Origin of the sequence: Propionivibrio sp., assembly GCF_029255185.1 — a bacterium.
GTDB lineage: Bacteria > Pseudomonadota > Gammaproteobacteria > Burkholderiales > Rhodocyclaceae > Propionivibrio.
Genome location: NZ_JAPUVO010000064.1, coordinates 18,737 through 37,013, shown reverse-complemented (window position 1 = coordinate 37,013; position 18,277 = coordinate 18,737). Strand labels below are relative to the sequence as shown.

Below are 18,277 nucleotides of genomic sequence, written 5' to 3'. Positions count from 1 at the left end.
TAGTCAGACTTTCTCTACATCGTGCGAGTTGCTTACATCTCGTTGCCTTATGCCTAAGCATAATCAACTAGACCAAGAACCCACACCTATCAATTGTCATGTTTTTAAAGAGCACGCAAAACAATAATCTAAGTCGTCTTGCCAAGCCGCGTCTGCAGCGAGGGGCGAATTATACACAGCTTTTACGCCGTGTCGCCGTTTTTATGGATATATTCCAAAATAAGACAATTGCAAAAACAAATCCCTATTCTAGGTTCTGTATTTGCTCGCGCATTTGTTCGATCAGCAGCTTCAGTTCCATCGCCGTCTGCGAAACTTCGGTGAGCACGGATTTGGAGCCGAGCGTATTGGCCTCACGATTAAGTTCCTGCATTAGGAAATCGAGGCGCTTCCCGCTGGCGCCACCGGCGTTCAGCACCCGCTCGACTTCGTCAAGGTGGGTTGACAGGCGAGCCAGCTCTTCGGCAACGTCGATTCTTACGGCAAATACCGCCACTTCTTGGCGTATGCGATCGTCATCCGAGCTACCGACGGCGTCGACCAGTCGCTGCTTGAGCTTCTCTTGAAATGCAGCCTGCGCAACAGGAATTCGTGGCGCTACTTCGCGCACCAGCTCGCGCATGCGGGCAACCCGTTCAAGAATCACCGCCGTCAGCTTCTCACCTTCGCGCGCCCGGCTGGCATTAAAGTCTTCCAGCGCGTTCTTGGCCAACGCCAGACAGGAAGGAAGCAGCGTCTCGATGTCGAGCGAGTCGTCGCCGAACATCCCTGGCCAGCGCAAAACATCGTTTACCGCTAGCGGCGCAGCATGCGGCAACTCACTGCGTATCTGGGCATCGAAGGACTTCAGGCGCAGGAGCAAATCAGTATTGAGGGAAAGCGTCTGGGTGCGTGTTGTCGCCGCTGCGAAACTCACTCTGCATTCAAGTTTGCCGCGGGTCAATCGGGCGCTGAACAATTCGCGCAGCATTGGTTCAACAACACGCAACTCCTCGCAGACACGGAACTGGAAATCAAGGTAACGCGAATTTACGCTTTTCAGTTCGATATGCAGTGCGCCGCATCCACCATCAAGCGTGCTGGCGGCATAACCGGTCATGCTATAAATCATGGGAGTTCCGAAGAATTGTAGTGGGGATAAGAAATCGGCTTTACAGTCAAGCACTAAAGCCTGAAAATGACCCGACAACCACATGATAGCTTCGATGATGATGGTGCAACAAGCGAACCACGCCCTCCCTGCCGGTTATCAACTCGATGAGTACCGCATCGAGCACCAGTTTTCCCTGGGAGGGTTTTCGATCGTCTATCTGGCGACCGACCCGACGGGTCAGTTTGTGGCGATTAAGGAATATCTTCCGAACAGTCTTGCCTTGCGTGGCGAGGGTGAAATCAAGCCGCTCATTACCGAAGAGCACCTGCCTTCCTTTCGTTACGGCATGAAGTGTTTTTTCGAAGAGGGTCGAGCACTGGCCAAACTGTCGCACCCGAATGTCATTCGCGTGCTTAATTTTTTCCGCGCCAATGACACCGTTTACATGGTCATGGAATACGAGCAAGGACGTACCCTGCAGGAATTCATCCAGAAGAACAGGTCTGTCATCACCGAAAATTTCATCCGCAACGTTTTCACCAAGTTGCTTAATGGCTTGCGCGAAGTGCATTCGCACAAACTGCTGCACCTCGACCTGAAACCGTCAAACATCTACATGCGCAACGACTACACCCCGGTGCTAATCGATTTTGGCGCGGCGCGGCAGACCCTAGCCAGCGATACGCCTATGCTCAAACCCATGTACACGCCGGGCTTTGCCTCGCCAGAGCACTATAAACAGAGAGAATTGCTCGGCCCCTGGAGTGACATCTACAGTGTCGGCGCCTCAATGTACGCCTGCATGGCCGGCTCGGCACCCCAGGCCGCTGATATCCGTAACGAGAAGGATCGGCTGATTCCTGCCATGGTGCGCTGGGAAGGGCAATATTCGGATCAATTACTCGAAACGGTCGATTGGTGTTTGTGCCTCAACCATTTTTATCGACCACAAAGTGTCTTCGCGTTGCAAAAAGCACTGACTGAAATGGTGACTCCACCAAAGTTGCCCCAAAAAAACTGGCTTGGCCAGGTGGTGGGCAAACTCACTGGAAAGGCTGACACCAAGTGAAATTCACCATTTACCAGGAAAGTCGGCTCGGTAAGCGCGCCAACAATGAAGACAGGCTGGCTCACTGTTATTCACGCGACGCATTACTGATGGTCGTTGCCGACGGGATGGGTGGGCACTACTACGGCGAAATAGCAGCACAGATTGCTGTGCAGGTTCTGGTTGAGTCCTTTCAGCGCGAAGCAACGCCCGCTATTCTTGACCCCTTTTTGTTCTTGCAGAAAGCGATGACCAATGCCCATGGCGCCATCGCCGATTTTGCCGACGCCCACAACCTCAAGGATTCGCCGCGCACCACCTGTGTCGCCTGCATCATCCAGGACAACATTGCCTACTGGGCACATGCTGGAGACTCACGTCTTTACCTGATGCGCGATGGAAGAGTGCTAATCCACACGCGTGATCATTCGCGCGTGCAATTGCTCAAGGATCAGGGGGCGATCAACGACGCGCAGGCCGCCGTGCACCCGGATCGCAACAAAGTCTATAGCTGTCTTGGTGGGCACAAAGCACCTGAAATCGAGTTTTCACGCAAGACCCCCTTGGAAACTGGCGATGTGCTGGCCCTGTGCACCGATGGCGTGTGGAGCGTCATCCCGGGCGAAATGCTGGCCGTCGCCTTGAAAAGCGAAAATCTGATGCAGGCCGTTCCCATGCTCCTTGGCCAGGCCGATATTCGGGGTGGACCGAATGCCGACAACCTTTCGATTGTTGCCGTGCGCTGGGAAGACAGTTATGTCGAAGACGGGACCAATCCTTCCAGCGTCGTTTCAACGCAAAGAATGTCGCGCGACACGATCACCACCAGAATCGATGCCTTCGGCCGCAATCCGAGCTACAAGACCGAGCTGACCGAAGAAGAAATTGAGCGCGCGATCAACGAAATCCGCTCAACTATTCAGAAGTTCTCAAAATAGGAATTTTCATGCGTCCCAGTCAACGCCAACCAGCGCAGCTTCGGAACATCCGCATCACCCGCAAGTTCACCCGCCACGCCGAAGGCTCGGTGCTCATCGAGATGGGCGACACGCAGGTGCTATGCACCGCCAGTGTTGAAGAGTCCGTGCCACCCTTCTTGCGCGGCAAAGGGCAGGGCTGGGTGACCGCCGAATACGGCATGCTGCCGCGCTCGACGCACACACGCAGCGCACGCGAAGCGGCCAAGGGTAAGCAAAGCGGTCGTACCCAGGAAATCCAGCGACTGATCGGCCGTTCGCTGCGCGCCGTGACCGACCTCAAGGCCCTCGGCGAACGTCAGATTACGCTCGATTGCGATGTGCTACAGGCGGATGGCGGCACTCGCTGCGCCTCTATCACCGGAGCCTGGCTGGCGCTCTACGATGCCTGCACGCAACTCGTTGCCCAGGGCAAGCTGGCAGAAAATCCGATCCGCGATTATGTCGCCGCCATTTCGGTCGGCATCTACAAGGACGAACTGGTCCTCGACCTTGACTACCCCGAAGATTCCGACTGCGATACCGACATGAACGTCGTCATGACCGGTAGCGGCGGCATCGTCGAGATTCAGGGCACGGCCGAAGGCAAACCCTTCACCCGCGTGCAGATGAGCCAACTGGTTGATCTCGCCGAGACCGGCATCAGCGAACTGGTCGCCCGGCAGAAAACTGCTCTTGCCACACTCGTCGCCAAATGAAGCTCGTCCTCGCCTCAAACAACGCCAAAAAGCTCAAGGAACTCGACGAAATTCTCTCGCCGCTCGGCTGGGAACTCATCCCGCAGGAGCAGCTTGGGGTACCGGAAAGCGACGAGCCGCATTGCACCTTTGTCGAAAATGCCCTCGAGAAAGCTCGCCATGCCTCACGACTGACCGGTCTGCCTGCGCTCGCCGACGATTCTGGCCTATGCGTCGAGGCCTTCGGCGGGGCGCCCGGCGTGCAGTCGGCACGTTATGCGCAAACTGCGGCAAATGAAGCTAAATCAGATGCGCGCAACAACGCGAAGCTGCTCGCCGAACTCGGTCAGCGCACCGACCGCAATGCCCGTTTTGTCTCGGTCATCGTTTTTGTCCGTCACGCCAACGACCCGCAGCCGATCATTGCCGAAGGCGAGTGGCACGGTGAGATTCTCACGGCAGAGCGCGGCAGCGCAGGTTTTGGCTACGACCCGCTGTTTTACATCCGCGAACTCGACCAGACCTCGGCCGAACTTTCCGCCGCTGAAAAAAACCGCTGCTCACATCGTGGCCAGGCACTGGAACGACTGCTTGAACGCCTATCAGTCAATCGCTCCATCGCTGATGCCTGACAGCAAGGCTGCCCGAATAATCACGATTGTCGCCCACGGCAAGCCGGGGCGCCTAGCTCCCGGACAGCTCGAATTTCGCAGCCCGCCGCCGCTCTCGCTCTACGTCCACATCCCGTGGTGCATACGCAAGTGTCCCTATTGCGACTTCAACTCGCATGAAGCACGCCGCCAGATTCCTGAAGCCGACTACATTGCAGCCTTGATTGCCGACCTCGAATCGGCCCTGCCACTGATCTGGGGCCGCAAGGTGTCGAGCATCTTTTTCGGTGGCGGTACGCCGAGCCTCTTTTCCGGCCAATCGCTTGACACCTTGCTGACGGCAATTCGCACTCTCGTTCCATTACTTCCCGACGCCGAAGTCACCCTCGAAGCCAATCCAGGAACGGTTGAGAGCGAAAAATTCGCCGCCTTCCGCGACGCCGGGATCAACCGTCTCTCGCTCGGCATTCAAAGCTTCAACCCAGCGCATCTTAAAGCTCTCGGACGAATACACAACGGCAACGATGCCCGGCGCGCCATTGAAATTGCCACCCGCCACTTCGACAACATCAACCTTGACCTGATGTACGGATTGCCGGAGCAAACGCTGGCACAGGCAATGGACGATGTCGACGCTGCACTCGCCTATGCCCCGACCCATCTTTCCTGCTATCAACTGACACTCGAAGCCAACACCGCTTTTGCTGCGGCTCCGCCGGCTCTGCCCGACCCCGACTGTTGCGCCGACATGCAGGATGCCATCGAGGCCAGGCTGGCCATAGCGGGCTTTACCCATTACGAAACCTCGGCTTTCGCGCAAACGGGACGGCACTGTCGTCACAACGTCAATTACTGGACGTTTGGTGACTACCTGGGAATTGGCGCCGGAGCGCATGGCAAGCTGACGCTGCACAACCAGGTACTGCGACAGATGCGCTGGAAACAGCCTAAACAGTATTTGGCCAAGGTTGCCGAGGCCACTTTCATCGACAACGAATTCGCGGTCGACAGCGCCGATCTACCCTTCGAGTTCATGATGAACGCGCTACGCCTCAATCAGGGATTTGACGTATCGCTTTTCGAAGCACGCACCGCACTTCCCCTCGTCAGTATCGAAAACGAACTGCGCCAAGCCGAAGCGTGCGGACTGATAGTGCGTCGGCCGGGGCATATCGCACCCACCGAACTCGGACGGCACCATCTGAACCGCCTGCTCGAATGCTTCCTCACTGAAAAACCGGGCAACACGCCTTGAGTCAGGCAGACGGCTCAGTCGCATGGTTATCGCTCTCTGTTACATACAATTTGAAGCAATTTAGTCAAAATCATGGACCGACCGCACAGACTGAGCTTCCTGCAGCGACAAGAACCATTCGACCTCCTGGTCATTGGGGGCGGCGCGACGGGCTGCGGCATCGCCGTCGATGCCGCAAGCCGGGGGCTGCAAGTTGCCCTGATTGAAAAGAACGACATCGCCGAAGGCACCAGCAGTCGCAGCACCAAGCTGGTCCACGGTGGCGTACGTTACCTGGAAATGGCCATCAAACACCTTGATCGTGCACAGTACCATCTGGTCAGGGAAGGGCTTTTTGAGCGTGGAACTTTCCTCAAAAACGCACCGCATCTGGCCAATCGGATCGCCCTGGTTACACCGCTTTACCGGTGGCTTGATGTCCCCTACGTATTCTCCGGCTTGTTGCTCTATGATTTTCTGGCTGGCAAAAAAGGGCTCGGCCACAGTAACCTGATCAGTCGCCAGGAGACGCTCCGACGTTTACCAATGCTCAAGGCCGATGGCCTGAGAGCAGGCGTCGTCTATTACGACGGCCAGTTCAACGATGCCCGCATGGCCGTTACTCTGGCCCTGACCGCACAACAACATGGGGCAGTGGTGGCCAACCACCTTGCCGTCTTGTCCCTCGTCAAAGCCAGCGGAAAACTCTGCGGAGCCAAGGTTTGCGACACGATCAACGGTAATGAATTCACCATTCACGCACGCGGCGTAATCAATGCTACCGGACCTTTCGTCGACCGCTTACGGCAGATGGACGACGCTGCAGCCGAGCCGATTCTGAAAGTCAGCTCCGGAATTCATATCGTGTTGGCGCAAAGTTTTGCCCCCCCCGAAACCGGCTTGATGATTCCCAAGACCGAGGACGGACGGATTCTCTTCATCTTGCCCTGGCAAGGGCACGCCTTAATCGGAACGACAGAAAATCCAGCGGAGATCACAGATCACCCACAGGCCAAAGAAGAAGAAATTGAGTATCTGTTACGCCACATCAACAGGTATTTCGATCTAGCCGTAACACGAAGCGACATCAAATCCGTCTGGTCAGGACTGCGCCCTCTAGTGCTTGCACCGAAAACAAAAAACACCGCACAGCTCGTGCGCGAACATCTTGTTCAAGTCAGCGCATCCGGATTGCTAACCATTGCCGGCGGCAAATGGACGTCTTACCGCAAAATGGCCGAGGAAGCCGTTGATCAGGCGATTCATAGCTATGGTCTGGCGCCAGCGCGCGCCTGCCACACCGACAAACTCCTGCTGCTTGGTGCCGAGCATTTTAATCATCAGGCCGAACAGGGCTTGATCCAAACCTATGGCTTGGCTGCCGACGTAGCGTACCGTCTGCATCATGCCTATGGCGACCAAGCTGTTCGTGTTGCAGAGCTTGCCCAATCCGGTCTGGGGTCACGTTTGCATCTCGACCATCCCTATCTGGAGGCCGAAGTCGTATACGCCACGCGGCACGAATTCGCCGAGCGTGCCTGCGATGTACTGACGCGGCGGCTCTCTCTGGCGTTTCTTGATACGGCAGCCGCCAAAGCTACTTTGCCCCGGGTCATTGAACTGATGGCGGTGGAACTCGGCTGGGATCAAGAACGACGCAACGAAGAAATGAAAGCAAGTGACCAAGCCGGACTGTAAGTGGACATACTCAAGAAAACCTGTTTTGTTTTCGACCTGGATGGGACCGTCTACCTCGGTGACACGCCCATTCAGGGTACGATCGATTTCATCAAACGCAATCAAGAAAAAAAGGAAATCTACTTCCTGACCAACAACACCTCGAAGAACCTTGCTGACTACGTCAAAAAATTGGCAGGCTTCGGACTTGATGTTGGACAGGGGCGTATTCTCTCTCCCCTGTTACCCCTGATCGATTATCTAAAGCATCAAGGGATCAAGTACCTTTATCCGGTGGGCAACACCAGTTGCCAGTCCTTCCTGCGCGAACGGATGCCGAATGTGGTTTTTACAGCAGATGCCAATTGTCAGGCAGTGGTCCTGGCCTACGACACCGAACTGACCTACGAAAAACTCGCCACCTCCTGCCTGCTGCTGCAGCGCCCCGAGGTGCATTTCTTCTCGACCCACCCCGATCTGGTTTGCCCTTCAGGCCAGGGACCGTTACCGGATACCGGCAGCTTCGTCAAACTTTATGAAGCAGCAACAGGGCGCCTGCCTGAACTGGTCTTTGGCAAACCCAATACTCTTATCCTCGCTCCCTTGCTTGAACGATTCAGGCAGGACGACATGGTGATGGTCGGTGATCGCTTGAGTACCGATAAGGTGTTGGCCGAAAATGCCGGGATTGATTTCATTCTCGTATTAAGCGGCGAAGCCAAGCGCGAGGACCTTCCGGCACTTGCGCGTCAGCCAGCGCTGGTACTTGATGACATGGGTTCGCTCACAAGGTATCCCACGCAAACTTGAGGATCAGGGAGCAAACGACTAACAGAAAGACCCGACGGACAAAACCGCTGCCATGGCGCAGTGCGAGATGGGTGCCGATGACCGAACCGAGAATATTGAAACTCGCCATAAGCACCGCCGCAAAAGGCAAGAAAAACCCGTTGGGGACAAAAAAACTGATAGCGGCAAGATTGGTCGCAACATTGACCACTTTTGATGCGGCCGAGGCGTGCAGAAAATCAAAACCGAAGAAACGGATAAAAAGAAAAATCAGGAAGCTCCCGGTTCCTGGGCCAAAGAACCCATCGTAGAAACCGATTGCTGCGCCGACCATCACGGCGTAGACCAGTTCGCGACGGCCACCGTGCTGCGGCTGGTGAAAGGCGCCGAAATCCTTGCGCCAGAAGGTATAGGCAGCAGAACCGACGAGCATGATCAAAATCAACGGGCGCAACAAGTCACGCGGCAACCAGGCCACCGCCATCGCACCCAGATAGGAGAAGGCAAAGGCGGCACTAGCCGCCGGTAGGGTGGTACGCCAAGGCATGTTCACCCGCCGTGAATAGCGCCAGGCGGCGTTCGCCGTGCCAAAGATGCTGGCAATCTTGTTGGTGCCGAAGAGCGTAGCCGGAAGCTCCTTGGGCAAGGTGGTAAATAACGCGGGGATCTGGATCAGACCACCACCGCCAACCATTGAATCGATCAGGCCAGCAAATAGGGCCGAGAGCGCAATGACGGCAAGTAGGGGAAAGTTAAGGCTATTTTCCAATACAGAATCGTCCGAATATTTCGCCCAGCAGATCATCTGCAGAAAACTCGCCAGTGATCGAACTTAGAGCTAACTGGGCCAGACGCAACTCCTCGGCGAAGAGTTCGAGTTGAGGCAATTGAGAACGGGCTAAGGCAATGTGCTGACGGCTGTCAGTCAATGCGCGCAAGTGGCGTTCACGGGCAATGAACACGTTCTCGGCCGGATGCCAGCCGGCGATCTGCAACAAGGCCTGGCGCAGCAATTCAAGCCCCTCGCCGCTCTTGGCCGACAGCGAAATGGCCAGGCCATCGGTCTCGTCGTGGCGTTCCGCCGTGCGACCAGCCAGATCGATCTTGTTATAAACGGTGATCCGCGCAAGCCGCGCGGGCAACTGGGCGAGAATGCTTCGTTCGGCATCGCCGACACCACTGCGGGCATCGACCAGCAAGAGCACGACATCGGCGCGGTCAATTTCGTGCCAGGTGCGCGCGATTCCAATTTTCTCGATTTCATCTTCGGTTACCCGCAGCCCGGCCGTATCAATGATGTGCAAGGGAATGCCCTCGATCTGCAGCGTGCTACGAACGGCATCGCGCGTGGTACCGGCCACCGGCGTGACAATCGCCAGTTCGTCTCCAGCCAGACAATTGAGCAGACTGGACTTGCCAACATTGGGCTGCCCCGCGAGGACGACATGCAGACCACCTTGCAGCAACCGGCCCTGCTCGGCGCGGGCAAAAACTTTAGCCAACCTCTCTTGTACACATTCAAGCCGGCCAAAGGCATCGGCCGCTTCGAGAAAATCGATGTCCTCATCAGGAAAATCCAGGCTGGCTTCGACCAGTGCCCGCAGTTCGGTGAGTTGCTCGAGCAGGGCGTTAATTTCCTTCGAAAACTCGCCTTGCAGTGACCGCACAGCGCTGCGCGCAGCGGCTGCGGTTGATGCGTCGATCAGATCGACAACCGCTTCGGCCTGCGCCAGATCAAGCTTGCCGTTCAGGTAGGCACGGCGGGTGAATTCACCTGGTTCGGCCAAGCGAGCGCCAAGGTCCAGGCAGCGCGCTAGCAGCATTTGCAGTACGACCGTGCCGCCGTGAGCCTGCAACTCCAGGACGTCCTCGCCAGTGAAAGAGTAAGGAGCCGGGAAATACAGGAGCAGGCCAGTGTCGATCAGGCTCGCGTCGGCCGCCCGGAAATCGGCCAGGGTGGCCAAGCGGGGCTGCGCTTGCTTACCGCTCAGCGCTCTAGCAAAGGCCTGGAGGCCGTGGCCGGAGAGACGAATGACGCCGATGCCGCCACGGCCTGGAGCCGTGGCGACGGCGGCGATAGTCTCCAGGCGCGGCGCCGGATCAGGCCTTGGCGTCGTTGGCGGCTTTTCCGCCACTGTCGACCATGCGGGTGATTTGCCATTGCTGGGCTATGGACAGGGTATTGTTAACCACCCAGTAGAGCACCAGACCTGACGGGAAGAAGAAGAACATGCCGCCGAAAACGAAAGGCATGATCATGGTGATTTTGGCCTGGATTGGATCAGGCGGCGTCGGATTGAGCTTGGTCTGAATCAGCATGGTCCCCATCATAATGATCGGCAGCACATAAAACGGATCTTGCGAGGACAAATCGTGGATCCACAGAATCCACGGTGCGTCGCGCATTTCCACGGCACCGAGCAGAGCCCAGTAAAGCGCGATAAAGACCGGAATCTGCACCACAATCGGCAAACAACCACCGAGTGGATTGATCTTCTCGGTCTTGTAGAGATTCATCATCTCCTGGTTCAATTTCTGTTTGTCGTCACCGTAACGCTCGCGCAATGCGGTCATGCGCGGCGTTACCTTGCGCATTTTGGCCATCGATTTGTAGCTGGCCGCTGACAGGGGAAAGAAGAGCGCCTTGATGCAAATGGTCAGCAAGACAATCGCCCAGCCCCAGTTGCCGACAAATTTGTGGATGACTTCGAGGCACCAGAAAATCGGTGCAGCAACAATGGTCAGCCAGCCGTAATCAACAACCAGCGGCAGGCCCTGGGCACCGATCCCGCCTTCGGCCACGGGCTTGGCCAGTTGATCGAGCACCGACTGAATTTGCGGTCCGGCGTAGAGCGAGACCGATTGGCGAACCTTGCTGCCGGGCACGGCCACTGGCGCCGGTATGATCAGTCCTGCCGTAATCGCTGGATTAGCCCCACCTTCGAGCTTGCGTACATAGAATTCGCGCGCCAGCTTTTCCGGCGGAATCCAGGCCGACACAAAATAATGCTGAACCATGGACATCCAGCCGTTGTCGGCCTTGGTATTGAACTTCGCCTTGCCCTTTTCGATATCCTTGAAATCGATCTTCTGATATTTCTCCTGCTCGGTATAAAGCGCCGGGCCGGTAAAGGTGCTGACCATCCGGCTTTCACCGGCGGGCGCTACCGTATCACGTTGCAACTGGTAATAGGCATGCGCGGCAACTTCCTTCTGGCTACCATTATCAATCTCGTACGTGACATCGATGAGATAGCTGCCACGAGTGAAGGTGTAAACCTTGCTCACCTTGACACCATCGATTGCCGGGGCTACCAGCCGAAGCTGAACAGTTTTGGCGTCAGCAGCGAGTTCGCGCCTATCGGAGGACACTGCAAATATCGTTTTGTGATTCGGCAAGCCTTCACCAATCAGGCCACTTTGCGCCGCATACTGGTGTTTGCTTTCCAGGAGCGAAAAATTCGTCTCCTTAGCGTCGATCGCCTTGTAGTTATTCAGCACTAGACCAACGAAATCACCACCTTGAGTTGAAATGTCGGCAACGAAAAGGTCCGTCTTGATGCTAACAACTTCGCCCTTCGATATTGTCGGCGCCGAGACAACAGCCGGCACGGATGGCGAGCTCGCAGAGGCAGGCTGCGCAGCCGAAGGCACCGGGATCGACGAATCGTGTGCCGTCGCGCTGACCGCAGCCGATTGGGGTGCTTTGGGCAGGTTATATTTCTGCCAGGCGTCCCAGAGCATGACCAGCGAGAAAGAGAAAACAACAAGAAGGATCAGGCGTCGGTTATCCATGAACGGCCTATACGATTAAAAATTCAGGGGACAGGGTCAAAACCACCCGAATTCCACGGGTGACAGCGAGATATTCGTTTAAGGCCTAGGCGTGCGCCCTTGCACGCACCATGTTTTTCCACCGCTTCGACAGTGTATTCCGAGCAACTTGGGAAAAAACGGCAGCAGCGCCCAAGAAAAGGGCTGATCATATATTTGTAAATGCGGATTAATGCCAACAGCAAAAATTTCATTGGCTCATGCTTCAGGTGAGATCATTTTTCCCAGCAAACTCCGGATTTCTTCTGCAAGGGCGCGTCGGTCGAGTGCTTCAGGTTTAACCGCCAAACGTAATATCAGGTCACGCGGGAGCAACCGGCAGCGCAGCAGGCGAAAATTCTCGCGCGCCAGTCGCCGGATCAGATTGCGATCCACCGAACGACGCAAAAAACGCTTGGCAACAACCAGACCCAAGCGAGCACCCATCGTTTCTTCAGCCGCCCGAAGGCGGTAATGTAACAGGAAATGTCTGCTTCTTAGCGCCTTCCTGAAACCAAAAACGGATGAAAACTCATCCGTTTTTGTCAGTCGGCAGTACTTTGGAAACGCGGCAGATGCTGGCTGGTGTCCTCCAGCAGGCCGGTAGGCGTTCAAACGGCCAAGCGACGACGACCCTTGGCGCGGCGCGCGCGAATCACCGCACGACCACCGCGGGTAGCCATCCGGACGAGGAAGCCGTGAGTACGCTTGCGTCGGATCACCGACGGTTGATAGGTACGTTTCATTATTAAACCCTTGATGTCATTACAAAGTAAACGCGGAATTAGACATTGTCTGACTTGCTCTTGTCAAGTCTAAATTTTTTATCAAGCTGTGGATAACTTTCAGCCGACAGGTTAGAATCCCCTCCTTTCAGCGCTTACAAGTGGCTGAAAGCAGCGCTAATAAACATCCAGAAACAATCCCAGCCTAGGCGAGCTAACCATAGTGTCCTGCCTGGCCGTGGGTGGTTTCGTGTGAAGAGCGACCCAGTTATCGACTTTGCCATCGCAGCACCTAAACGGGATCGTGTTAAATCACTAGTTATGAGTAGTTTCTGGATTTCCTGCCTGAGCCAGTTCGAACACGAACTTCCTCCTCAGCAATTCAATACTTGGATTCGTCCTCTTCGCCTCGAAGGTGAGGAAGATTTCAACAATGGTTTACGCCTGTTTGCCCCTAATGGCTTCATTCTGAAATGGGTCAAGGAACGTTACCTGGCGCGTATTGAAGAACTTGGCAGTGCCTATTTCTCAGCACCTGTTTGCGTCGCACTAATGCTCGGGGAACGTGCAGTTGTTCCGCTGGCGCCACAGAAATCTCAAACCGCCAGTGACGTAGCGGCAACGAACAGTTCTGACCGAACGACAAACAGTGCGCAGGCTGTCCTGGAACGTCCACTGGACAAATCTCGCTCGTTTTATGAAAAAACTCGGCTTATTCCCGGGTTTACCTTCGAAAACCTGATCGTCGGAAAAGCCAACGATCTGGCGCGCGCAGCCTCGGTGCAAGTTGCCATCAATCCAGGTGGTGTAGCCTACAACCCGATGTTCATTTACGGCGAGGCCGGTCTTGGCAAAACACATCTCATTCATGCGATTGGCAATCATATCCTCGAGCAGAATCCTGGTAAGGTCGTTCGCTACGTGCATGCTGAGGATTACTACTCGGATGTGGTTCGCGCGTATCAAACAAAGTCGTTTGATGCTTTCAAGCGTTACTATCGTTCGCTTGATGTTCTCTTGCTTGACGATGTCCAGTTCTTCAACGGAAAAAACCGGACTCAGGAAGAGTTCTTCTTTGTTTTTAATGCACTAATCGAATCAAAAAAACAGATTGTTATTAGCTGTGACACCTACCCGAAGGATATTTCAGGGCTTGAAGATCGCTTGATTACCCGTTTTGACTGGGGTCTTACAGTTCAGATCGAACCGCCTGAAATTGAGATGCGCGTCGCCATTCTCAAAAAGAAGGCTGAAGTTGAACACGTAAAACTTGACGATGAAGTTTCCTTTTACATTGCCAAGCATCTAAGATCCAACGTCCGTGAACTCGAGGGAGCGCTGAAAAAGGTGCTGGCCTATTCGTCTTTTCATGGTCGAAAGATTGATCTTGATCTCGCAAAAGAGTCTCTTAAGGATCTGATTGGCGCTGTAAATCGGCAGATTACTGTTGAAAATATCCAAAAAACGGTTGCTGATTACTTCAAAATAAAGGTTTCCGATCTGTTTTCAAAAAAACGCACGCGGCAAATCGCTCGCCCGCGACAGGTCGCTATGTGGCTGGCAAAAAATCTGACGTCGCAAAGCTATCCCTCAATTGGCGAAGCTTTTGGCGGTCGTGACCATACAACCGTCTTGCACGCTGTACGGACTATTGAAACTTTGCGCGGCAAGGACAACGAATTGAATCACGACGTTCATGTGCTCCTCCAGGTTTTGAAGGGCTAGTGCGCATATGTATAAGTCCATCACAAGCTATGTGTAAAAAGTGGAAAAGGTTTCGAATCGAGGCGTGTGAATAACTTGTTAAAGTTTATCCACAGCTCAATACAGAGGTTCTACAGTCTTGAATTTTTTTGTAATTAGTTGATAATTAAAGATAAATTATAGATATTCACAGGGTTGTATTTGATATTATCTTTATAGGATTTATATATATGCTTCTTATTAAAACCCAACGCGACATGCTTCTGGCGCCACTTCAGTCGGTGTCAGGGATCGTCGAGAAGAGACATACCTTACCAATTTTGTCAAATGTGTTGCTTGATAAAAAAGCTGACAAGCTGACTTTGTTAGCGACTGATATTGAAATTCAGATAACTACCTCAACAGGGGGAGCTGCGGGTGACGGAGATGCTGCCGTGACTGTCGGCGCACGCAAACTTCAAGATATTTTAAGATCCTTGCCGGACATGGCCGAAGTCAGTTTGAATCTCGAAGACAAGCGTTTGCAGCTTAGAGCTGGAAAAAGCCGTTTTACGCTGCAAACGCTGCCGGCCGAAGATTTCCCTCGGATGGCCCTTTCCGATGGCGAAATAAAAAAAATTACGGTTACCCAGAAACAGTTTCGTCAGTTGTTGGGACAGACACAGTTTTCAATGGCAGCACAGGACGTTCGCTATTATCTTAATGGCCTACTACTGCTGGTTGATGAAAATGAACTACGGGCGGTAGCCACTGATGGTCACCGTTTGGCGTATGCCAGCATGCCGCTTGATGGTGAAGCGACGTCTCCGCGCCAGGAACTGATTTTGCCGAGAAAAACTGTTCTTGAATTGGGCCGTCTGCTGGCCGATAGCGACGAGCCATTGCAAATTGAGTTGGCAAGCAACCAGATACGATTTAATTTTGGCCACATCAGTCTTGTTTCAAAATTAATTGATGGGAAATTTCCGGATTACGAGCGGGTTATTCCGGCGACGCTGAAAAACATTGTTACCTTGAATCGTGTTGCGCTTTTACAGTCCATGGTCCGCGCAGCGATTCTTACTAACGAAAAATTTCGTGGAGTTCGTCTGGTTCTGACTCAGGGTAGTATGAAGATTATGGCGGCGAATGCTGAGCAGGAAGAGGCTCAGGAAGAAATTGAAGTCGATTACAACGGTGATTTAATCGATGTTGGTTTCAATGTTGGTTACCTTTTGGATGTTCTTAATAATTCGTCGGTTGAAACAGTTGAGTGGGGTTTTAACGATGCCAATTCGAGCGCATTGTTGACTATTCCAGGAAATGACCGTTTCAAATACGTTGTTATGCCGATGCGAATTTAGTAAAACAAATTTAAATCAATAAGTTAGTATAAGTTTCACGTGAAACATACATTGGATAGAGCATGATCGAAGAGAATGACCAGTCCGCTTACGACGAATCAAGTATTCAACAACTTGAAGGTCTTGAAGCTGTCCGCAAGCGTCCTGGGATGTACATTGGGGATACCTCTGATGGGACAGGTCTGCACCACATGGTGTTTGAAGTCGTTGATAATGCGATCGACGAGGCACTGGCCGGACATTGTGACGATATCGTAATAACCATCCATGCTGATAATTCAATCTCGGTAACTGATAACGGTCGAGGCATTCCAACCGGGGTCAAATTTAACGACAAGCATGAACCGAAACGTTCCGCTGCTGAAATCGTCATGTGCGTATTGCATGCTGGCGGAAAGTTTAACCAGAACTCCTATAAGGTTTCTGGTGGTTTGCACGGCGTTGGTGTTTCCTGTGTTAATGGACTTTCCAAGTGGCTGCGTCTGACGATCCGACGTGAGGGTAATAAATATCAACTCGATTTCAACCGGGGTGCTGTTGTTGACCGCTTAATTGAAATCCAGAATGGTGTCGAAGTTTCACCACTCAAAGTTATTGGAAAAACGGAAAAACGCGGAACAGAAGTTCACTTTATGGCTGATGAGGAAATTTTCGGTCATGTCGAGTTTCATTACGAGATTATCGCCAAGCGTCTGCGTGAACTTTCCTTCCTGAATAACGGGGTGAAAATTCGCCTGGTAGACAAACGTACTGGCAAGGAAGAAGACTTTGCTTTTCTGGGTGGGGTCAAAGGATTTGTTGAGTACATAAACCGATCCAAGTCGGTATTGCATCCCAATATTTTTTGCTCGTCTGGTGAATCGATAATTCCCAACGGAGTAGTCAGTGTCGAAGTGGCGATGCAGTGGAACGACACCTACGCCGAGCAGGTTTTGTGCTTCACCAACAATATTCCGCAGTCGGATGGCGGTACACACATGACGGGTTTGCGTGCGGCGATGACGCGGGTTCTCAATAAATATATCGATGAGCATGAGATCGCCAAAAAGGCCAAGGTCGATATCACTGGCGACGATATGCGTGAAGGTTTAGCCTGCGTGCTGTCGGTCAAGATGCCTGATCCGAAGTTCGCTTCGCAAACCAAGATGAAACTGGTTTCATCGGAAGCACGCCCGGCTGTCGAGGAAGTCGTTGCAGTCAAACTGACTGAGTTTTTGCAGGAACGACCGATTGACGCCAAAGTCATAACTGGAAAGATTGTCGAAGCCGCACGAGCGCGCGACGCCGCGCGAAAAGCACGCGAAATGACGCGACGCAAGGGATTGCTTGACGGTATTGGTTTGCCGGGAAAACTCGCTGACTGCCAGGAAAAAGACCCTGCCTTGTGCGAACTGTACCTGGTTGAAGGTGACTCTGCTGGCGGTTCTGCAAAGCAAGGCCGAGACCGAAAATTCCAGGCAATTTTGCCGCTCAAGGGAAAAATTCTGAACGTCGAAAAAGCTCGGTTCGACAAACTTATCTCTTCTCAGGAAATCGTCACCTTAATCACAGCGCTGGGCACGGGGATCGGAAAGGATGAATACAAGCCGGAAAAGTTGCGCTACCACCGACTGATTATCATGACTGATGCCGATGTTGATGGCGCACACATCCGCACCTTGCTGCTCACTTTCTTTTACCGGCAGATGCCAGAACTGGTTGAAGGCGGACACATCTACATTGCGCAGCCCCCGCTTTATAAAGTCAAGCATGGAAAAACAGAGCGTTACATCAAGGATGATCAGGCACTCAATCAATTCTTACTGACCTTGGCCCTCGAAGATTCAGTACTGATTCCGAAAGCAGGCGCTCCGGAAATCTCCGGATTCGCCCTTGAAGAACTAGCGCGTGAATATTTGCTCGCCGAAGCCGTTATCAACCGACTTTCTCACCTGATTGATCCGCAGGTTCTGCATGCATTGATTGACGCCAACCTTAAGATTGAACTGCAGGATGAAATCGCTGCTCAGCAAAGCGCAGAGGCTTTGATGAAGGTTGTCGGCGGTGGCAAGATCGGTGTACAGATCCTTGCCCGATACGATGAAGCCAGGGAGCGCTGGCAGTTGCGTATCGAGAAGATGCACCATGGCAACCTCAAGGTCGGTGTGATCGACGAGGACCTGCTGGTCAGTGGCGACTATGTTCAATTACGCAAGACTGCCGAGATTCTTTCGGGGCTGTACGGTCCTGGTGGATTCGTCGCACGTGGTGATAAGAAGCAAGCGGTAGTAAGCTTTGCCGAAACCATGCGCTGGTTGCTTAACGAAGTTGAACGTGGAATCAGCAAGCAACGTTACAAGGGTTTGGGTGAAATGAACCCTGAGCAGCTTTGGGAAACGACGATGGATCCAAAAGTTCGTCGTTTACTCAAGGTGCAGATCGAAGATGCTATCGGGGCGGATGAAATATTCACTACGCTGATGGGCGAGCTGGTCGAACCCCGTCGCAACTTTATCGAAACGAACGCTTTGGCAGCACGAAATATTGATGTATAAGCTGGCGAAGGAAGGTTAGCGTGCTGGAAGTCGAGTTTGCTGATAAGTGAGA

Annotated in this window: 17 protein-coding genes; 10 read left to right on the top strand and 7 right to left on the bottom strand. The window is 53.4% G+C overall.

Features of this window, described 5'->3' with window-relative positions; translation table 11 throughout:
* Positions 1-244: 244 nt before the first annotated feature.
* Positions 245-1,111 (bottom strand): YicC/YloC family endoribonuclease, encoded by an 867-nt coding sequence (locus Q1J43_RS03105; protein WP_301100880.1) that lies wholly within the window; start codon positions 1,109-1,111, stop codon positions 245-247.
* A gap of 100 nt (positions 1,112-1,211) precedes the next feature.
* On the opposite strand from Q1J43_RS03105, the gene Q1J43_RS03100 reads away from it, so the two are divergent.
* The 7 genes from Q1J43_RS03100 (at position 1,212) to Q1J43_RS03070 (ending at position 8,127) form a co-directional block, all read left to right on the top strand.
* Positions 1,212-2,162, top strand: coding sequence for a serine/threonine-protein kinase (locus tag Q1J43_RS03100; protein WP_301100883.1), 951 nt, complete (start codon positions 1,212-1,214; stop codon positions 2,160-2,162).
* A complete protein-coding gene (locus tag Q1J43_RS03095) occupies positions 2,159-3,079 on the top strand; it encodes a PP2C family serine/threonine-protein phosphatase (protein WP_301100879.1) in 921 nt (306 codons plus the stop codon). The genes Q1J43_RS03100 and Q1J43_RS03095 overlap by 4 nt, the downstream gene beginning before the upstream one ends.
* 8 nt (positions 3,080-3,087) lie before the next feature.
* The gene (gene rph, locus Q1J43_RS03090) at positions 3,088-3,816 is read left to right on the top strand and encodes a ribonuclease PH (RefSeq protein WP_301100878.1); all 729 of its coding nucleotides are present in this window, start codon (positions 3,088-3,090) and stop codon (positions 3,814-3,816) included.
* Positions 3,813-4,427, top strand: a complete 615-nt coding sequence (gene rdgB / locus Q1J43_RS03085; RefSeq protein ID WP_301100877.1) for an RdgB/HAM1 family non-canonical purine NTP pyrophosphatase — start codon at positions 3,813-3,815, stop codon at positions 4,425-4,427. Before rph ends, rdgB begins: the two co-directional genes overlap by 4 nt.
* Positions 4,387-5,661: a radical SAM family heme chaperone HemW gene (hemW, locus tag Q1J43_RS03080; protein WP_301100876.1), complete on the top strand. Its 1,275-nt coding sequence runs from the start codon at positions 4,387-4,389 to the stop codon at positions 5,659-5,661. Before rdgB ends, hemW begins: the two co-directional genes overlap by 41 nt.
* A 72-nt stretch (positions 5,662-5,733) precedes the next feature.
* The gene (locus Q1J43_RS03075) at positions 5,734-7,338 is read left to right on the top strand and encodes an FAD-dependent oxidoreductase (RefSeq protein WP_301100875.1); all 1,605 of its coding nucleotides are present in this window, start codon (positions 5,734-5,736) and stop codon (positions 7,336-7,338) included.
* Positions 7,339-8,127 carry an HAD-IIA family hydrolase gene (locus tag Q1J43_RS03070; RefSeq protein WP_301100874.1) on the top strand — a complete coding sequence of 263 codons (789 nt, stop codon included), beginning with the start codon at positions 7,339-7,341 and terminating at the stop codon, positions 8,125-8,127.
* Here the strand turns inward: Q1J43_RS03070 and Q1J43_RS03065 are convergent.
* From Q1J43_RS03065 to rpmH, 6 genes are read right to left on the bottom strand one after another with little or no spacing between them, the layout of a single operon-like run.
* Positions 8,102-8,875: a sulfite exporter TauE/SafE family protein gene (locus Q1J43_RS03065; RefSeq protein ID WP_366141828.1), complete on the bottom strand. Its 774-nt coding sequence runs from the start codon at positions 8,873-8,875 to the stop codon at positions 8,102-8,104. The two genes, Q1J43_RS03070 and Q1J43_RS03065, sit on opposite strands and share 26 nt — an antisense overlap.
* On the bottom strand, positions 8,865-10,241 hold the full coding sequence (gene mnmE / locus Q1J43_RS03060) for a tRNA uridine-5-carboxymethylaminomethyl(34) synthesis GTPase MnmE (protein WP_301100873.1): 1,377 nt from the start codon (positions 10,239-10,241) through the stop codon (positions 8,865-8,867). The genes Q1J43_RS03065 and mnmE overlap by 11 nt, the downstream gene beginning before the upstream one ends.
* Positions 10,207-11,901, bottom strand: a complete 1,695-nt coding sequence (gene yidC, locus Q1J43_RS03055) for a membrane protein insertase YidC (protein ID WP_301100872.1) — start codon at positions 11,899-11,901, stop codon at positions 10,207-10,209. Before yidC ends, mnmE begins: the two co-directional genes overlap by 35 nt.
* Positions 11,902-11,924: 23 nt before the next feature.
* Entirely contained in the window at positions 11,925-12,134 is a 210-nt protein-coding gene (yidD, locus tag Q1J43_RS03050) for a membrane protein insertion efficiency factor YidD (protein ID WP_301100871.1), read from the bottom strand.
* Between the two features lie 4 nt (positions 12,135-12,138).
* Positions 12,139-12,534 (bottom strand): ribonuclease P protein component, encoded by a 396-nt coding sequence (gene rnpA / locus Q1J43_RS03045; RefSeq protein ID WP_301100870.1) that lies wholly within the window; start codon positions 12,532-12,534, stop codon positions 12,139-12,141.
* Positions 12,531-12,665 carry a 50S ribosomal protein L34 gene (rpmH, locus tag Q1J43_RS03040; RefSeq protein ID WP_301100869.1) on the bottom strand — a complete coding sequence of 45 codons (135 nt, stop codon included), beginning with the start codon at positions 12,663-12,665 and terminating at the stop codon, positions 12,531-12,533. Before rpmH ends, rnpA begins: the two co-directional genes overlap by 4 nt.
* Before the next feature lie 300 nt (positions 12,666-12,965).
* Between rpmH and dnaA the strand changes: the two genes are divergently transcribed.
* From dnaA to gyrB, 3 genes are all read left to right on the top strand, one after another.
* The gene (gene dnaA, locus Q1J43_RS03035) at positions 12,966-14,369 is read left to right on the top strand and encodes a chromosomal replication initiator protein DnaA (protein WP_301100881.1); all 1,404 of its coding nucleotides are present in this window, start codon (positions 12,966-12,968) and stop codon (positions 14,367-14,369) included.
* Positions 14,370-14,578: 209 nt separating this feature from the next.
* Positions 14,579-15,691 (top strand): DNA polymerase III subunit beta, encoded by a 1,113-nt coding sequence (gene dnaN / locus Q1J43_RS03030; RefSeq protein WP_301100868.1) that lies wholly within the window; start codon positions 14,579-14,581, stop codon positions 15,689-15,691.
* Positions 15,692-15,753: 62 nt separating this feature from the next.
* Positions 15,754-18,225 carry a DNA topoisomerase (ATP-hydrolyzing) subunit B gene (gyrB, locus tag Q1J43_RS03025; RefSeq protein WP_301100867.1) on the top strand — a complete coding sequence of 824 codons (2,472 nt, stop codon included), beginning with the start codon at positions 15,754-15,756 and terminating at the stop codon, positions 18,223-18,225.
* The last annotated feature ends 52 nt before the right edge of the window (positions 18,226-18,277 follow it).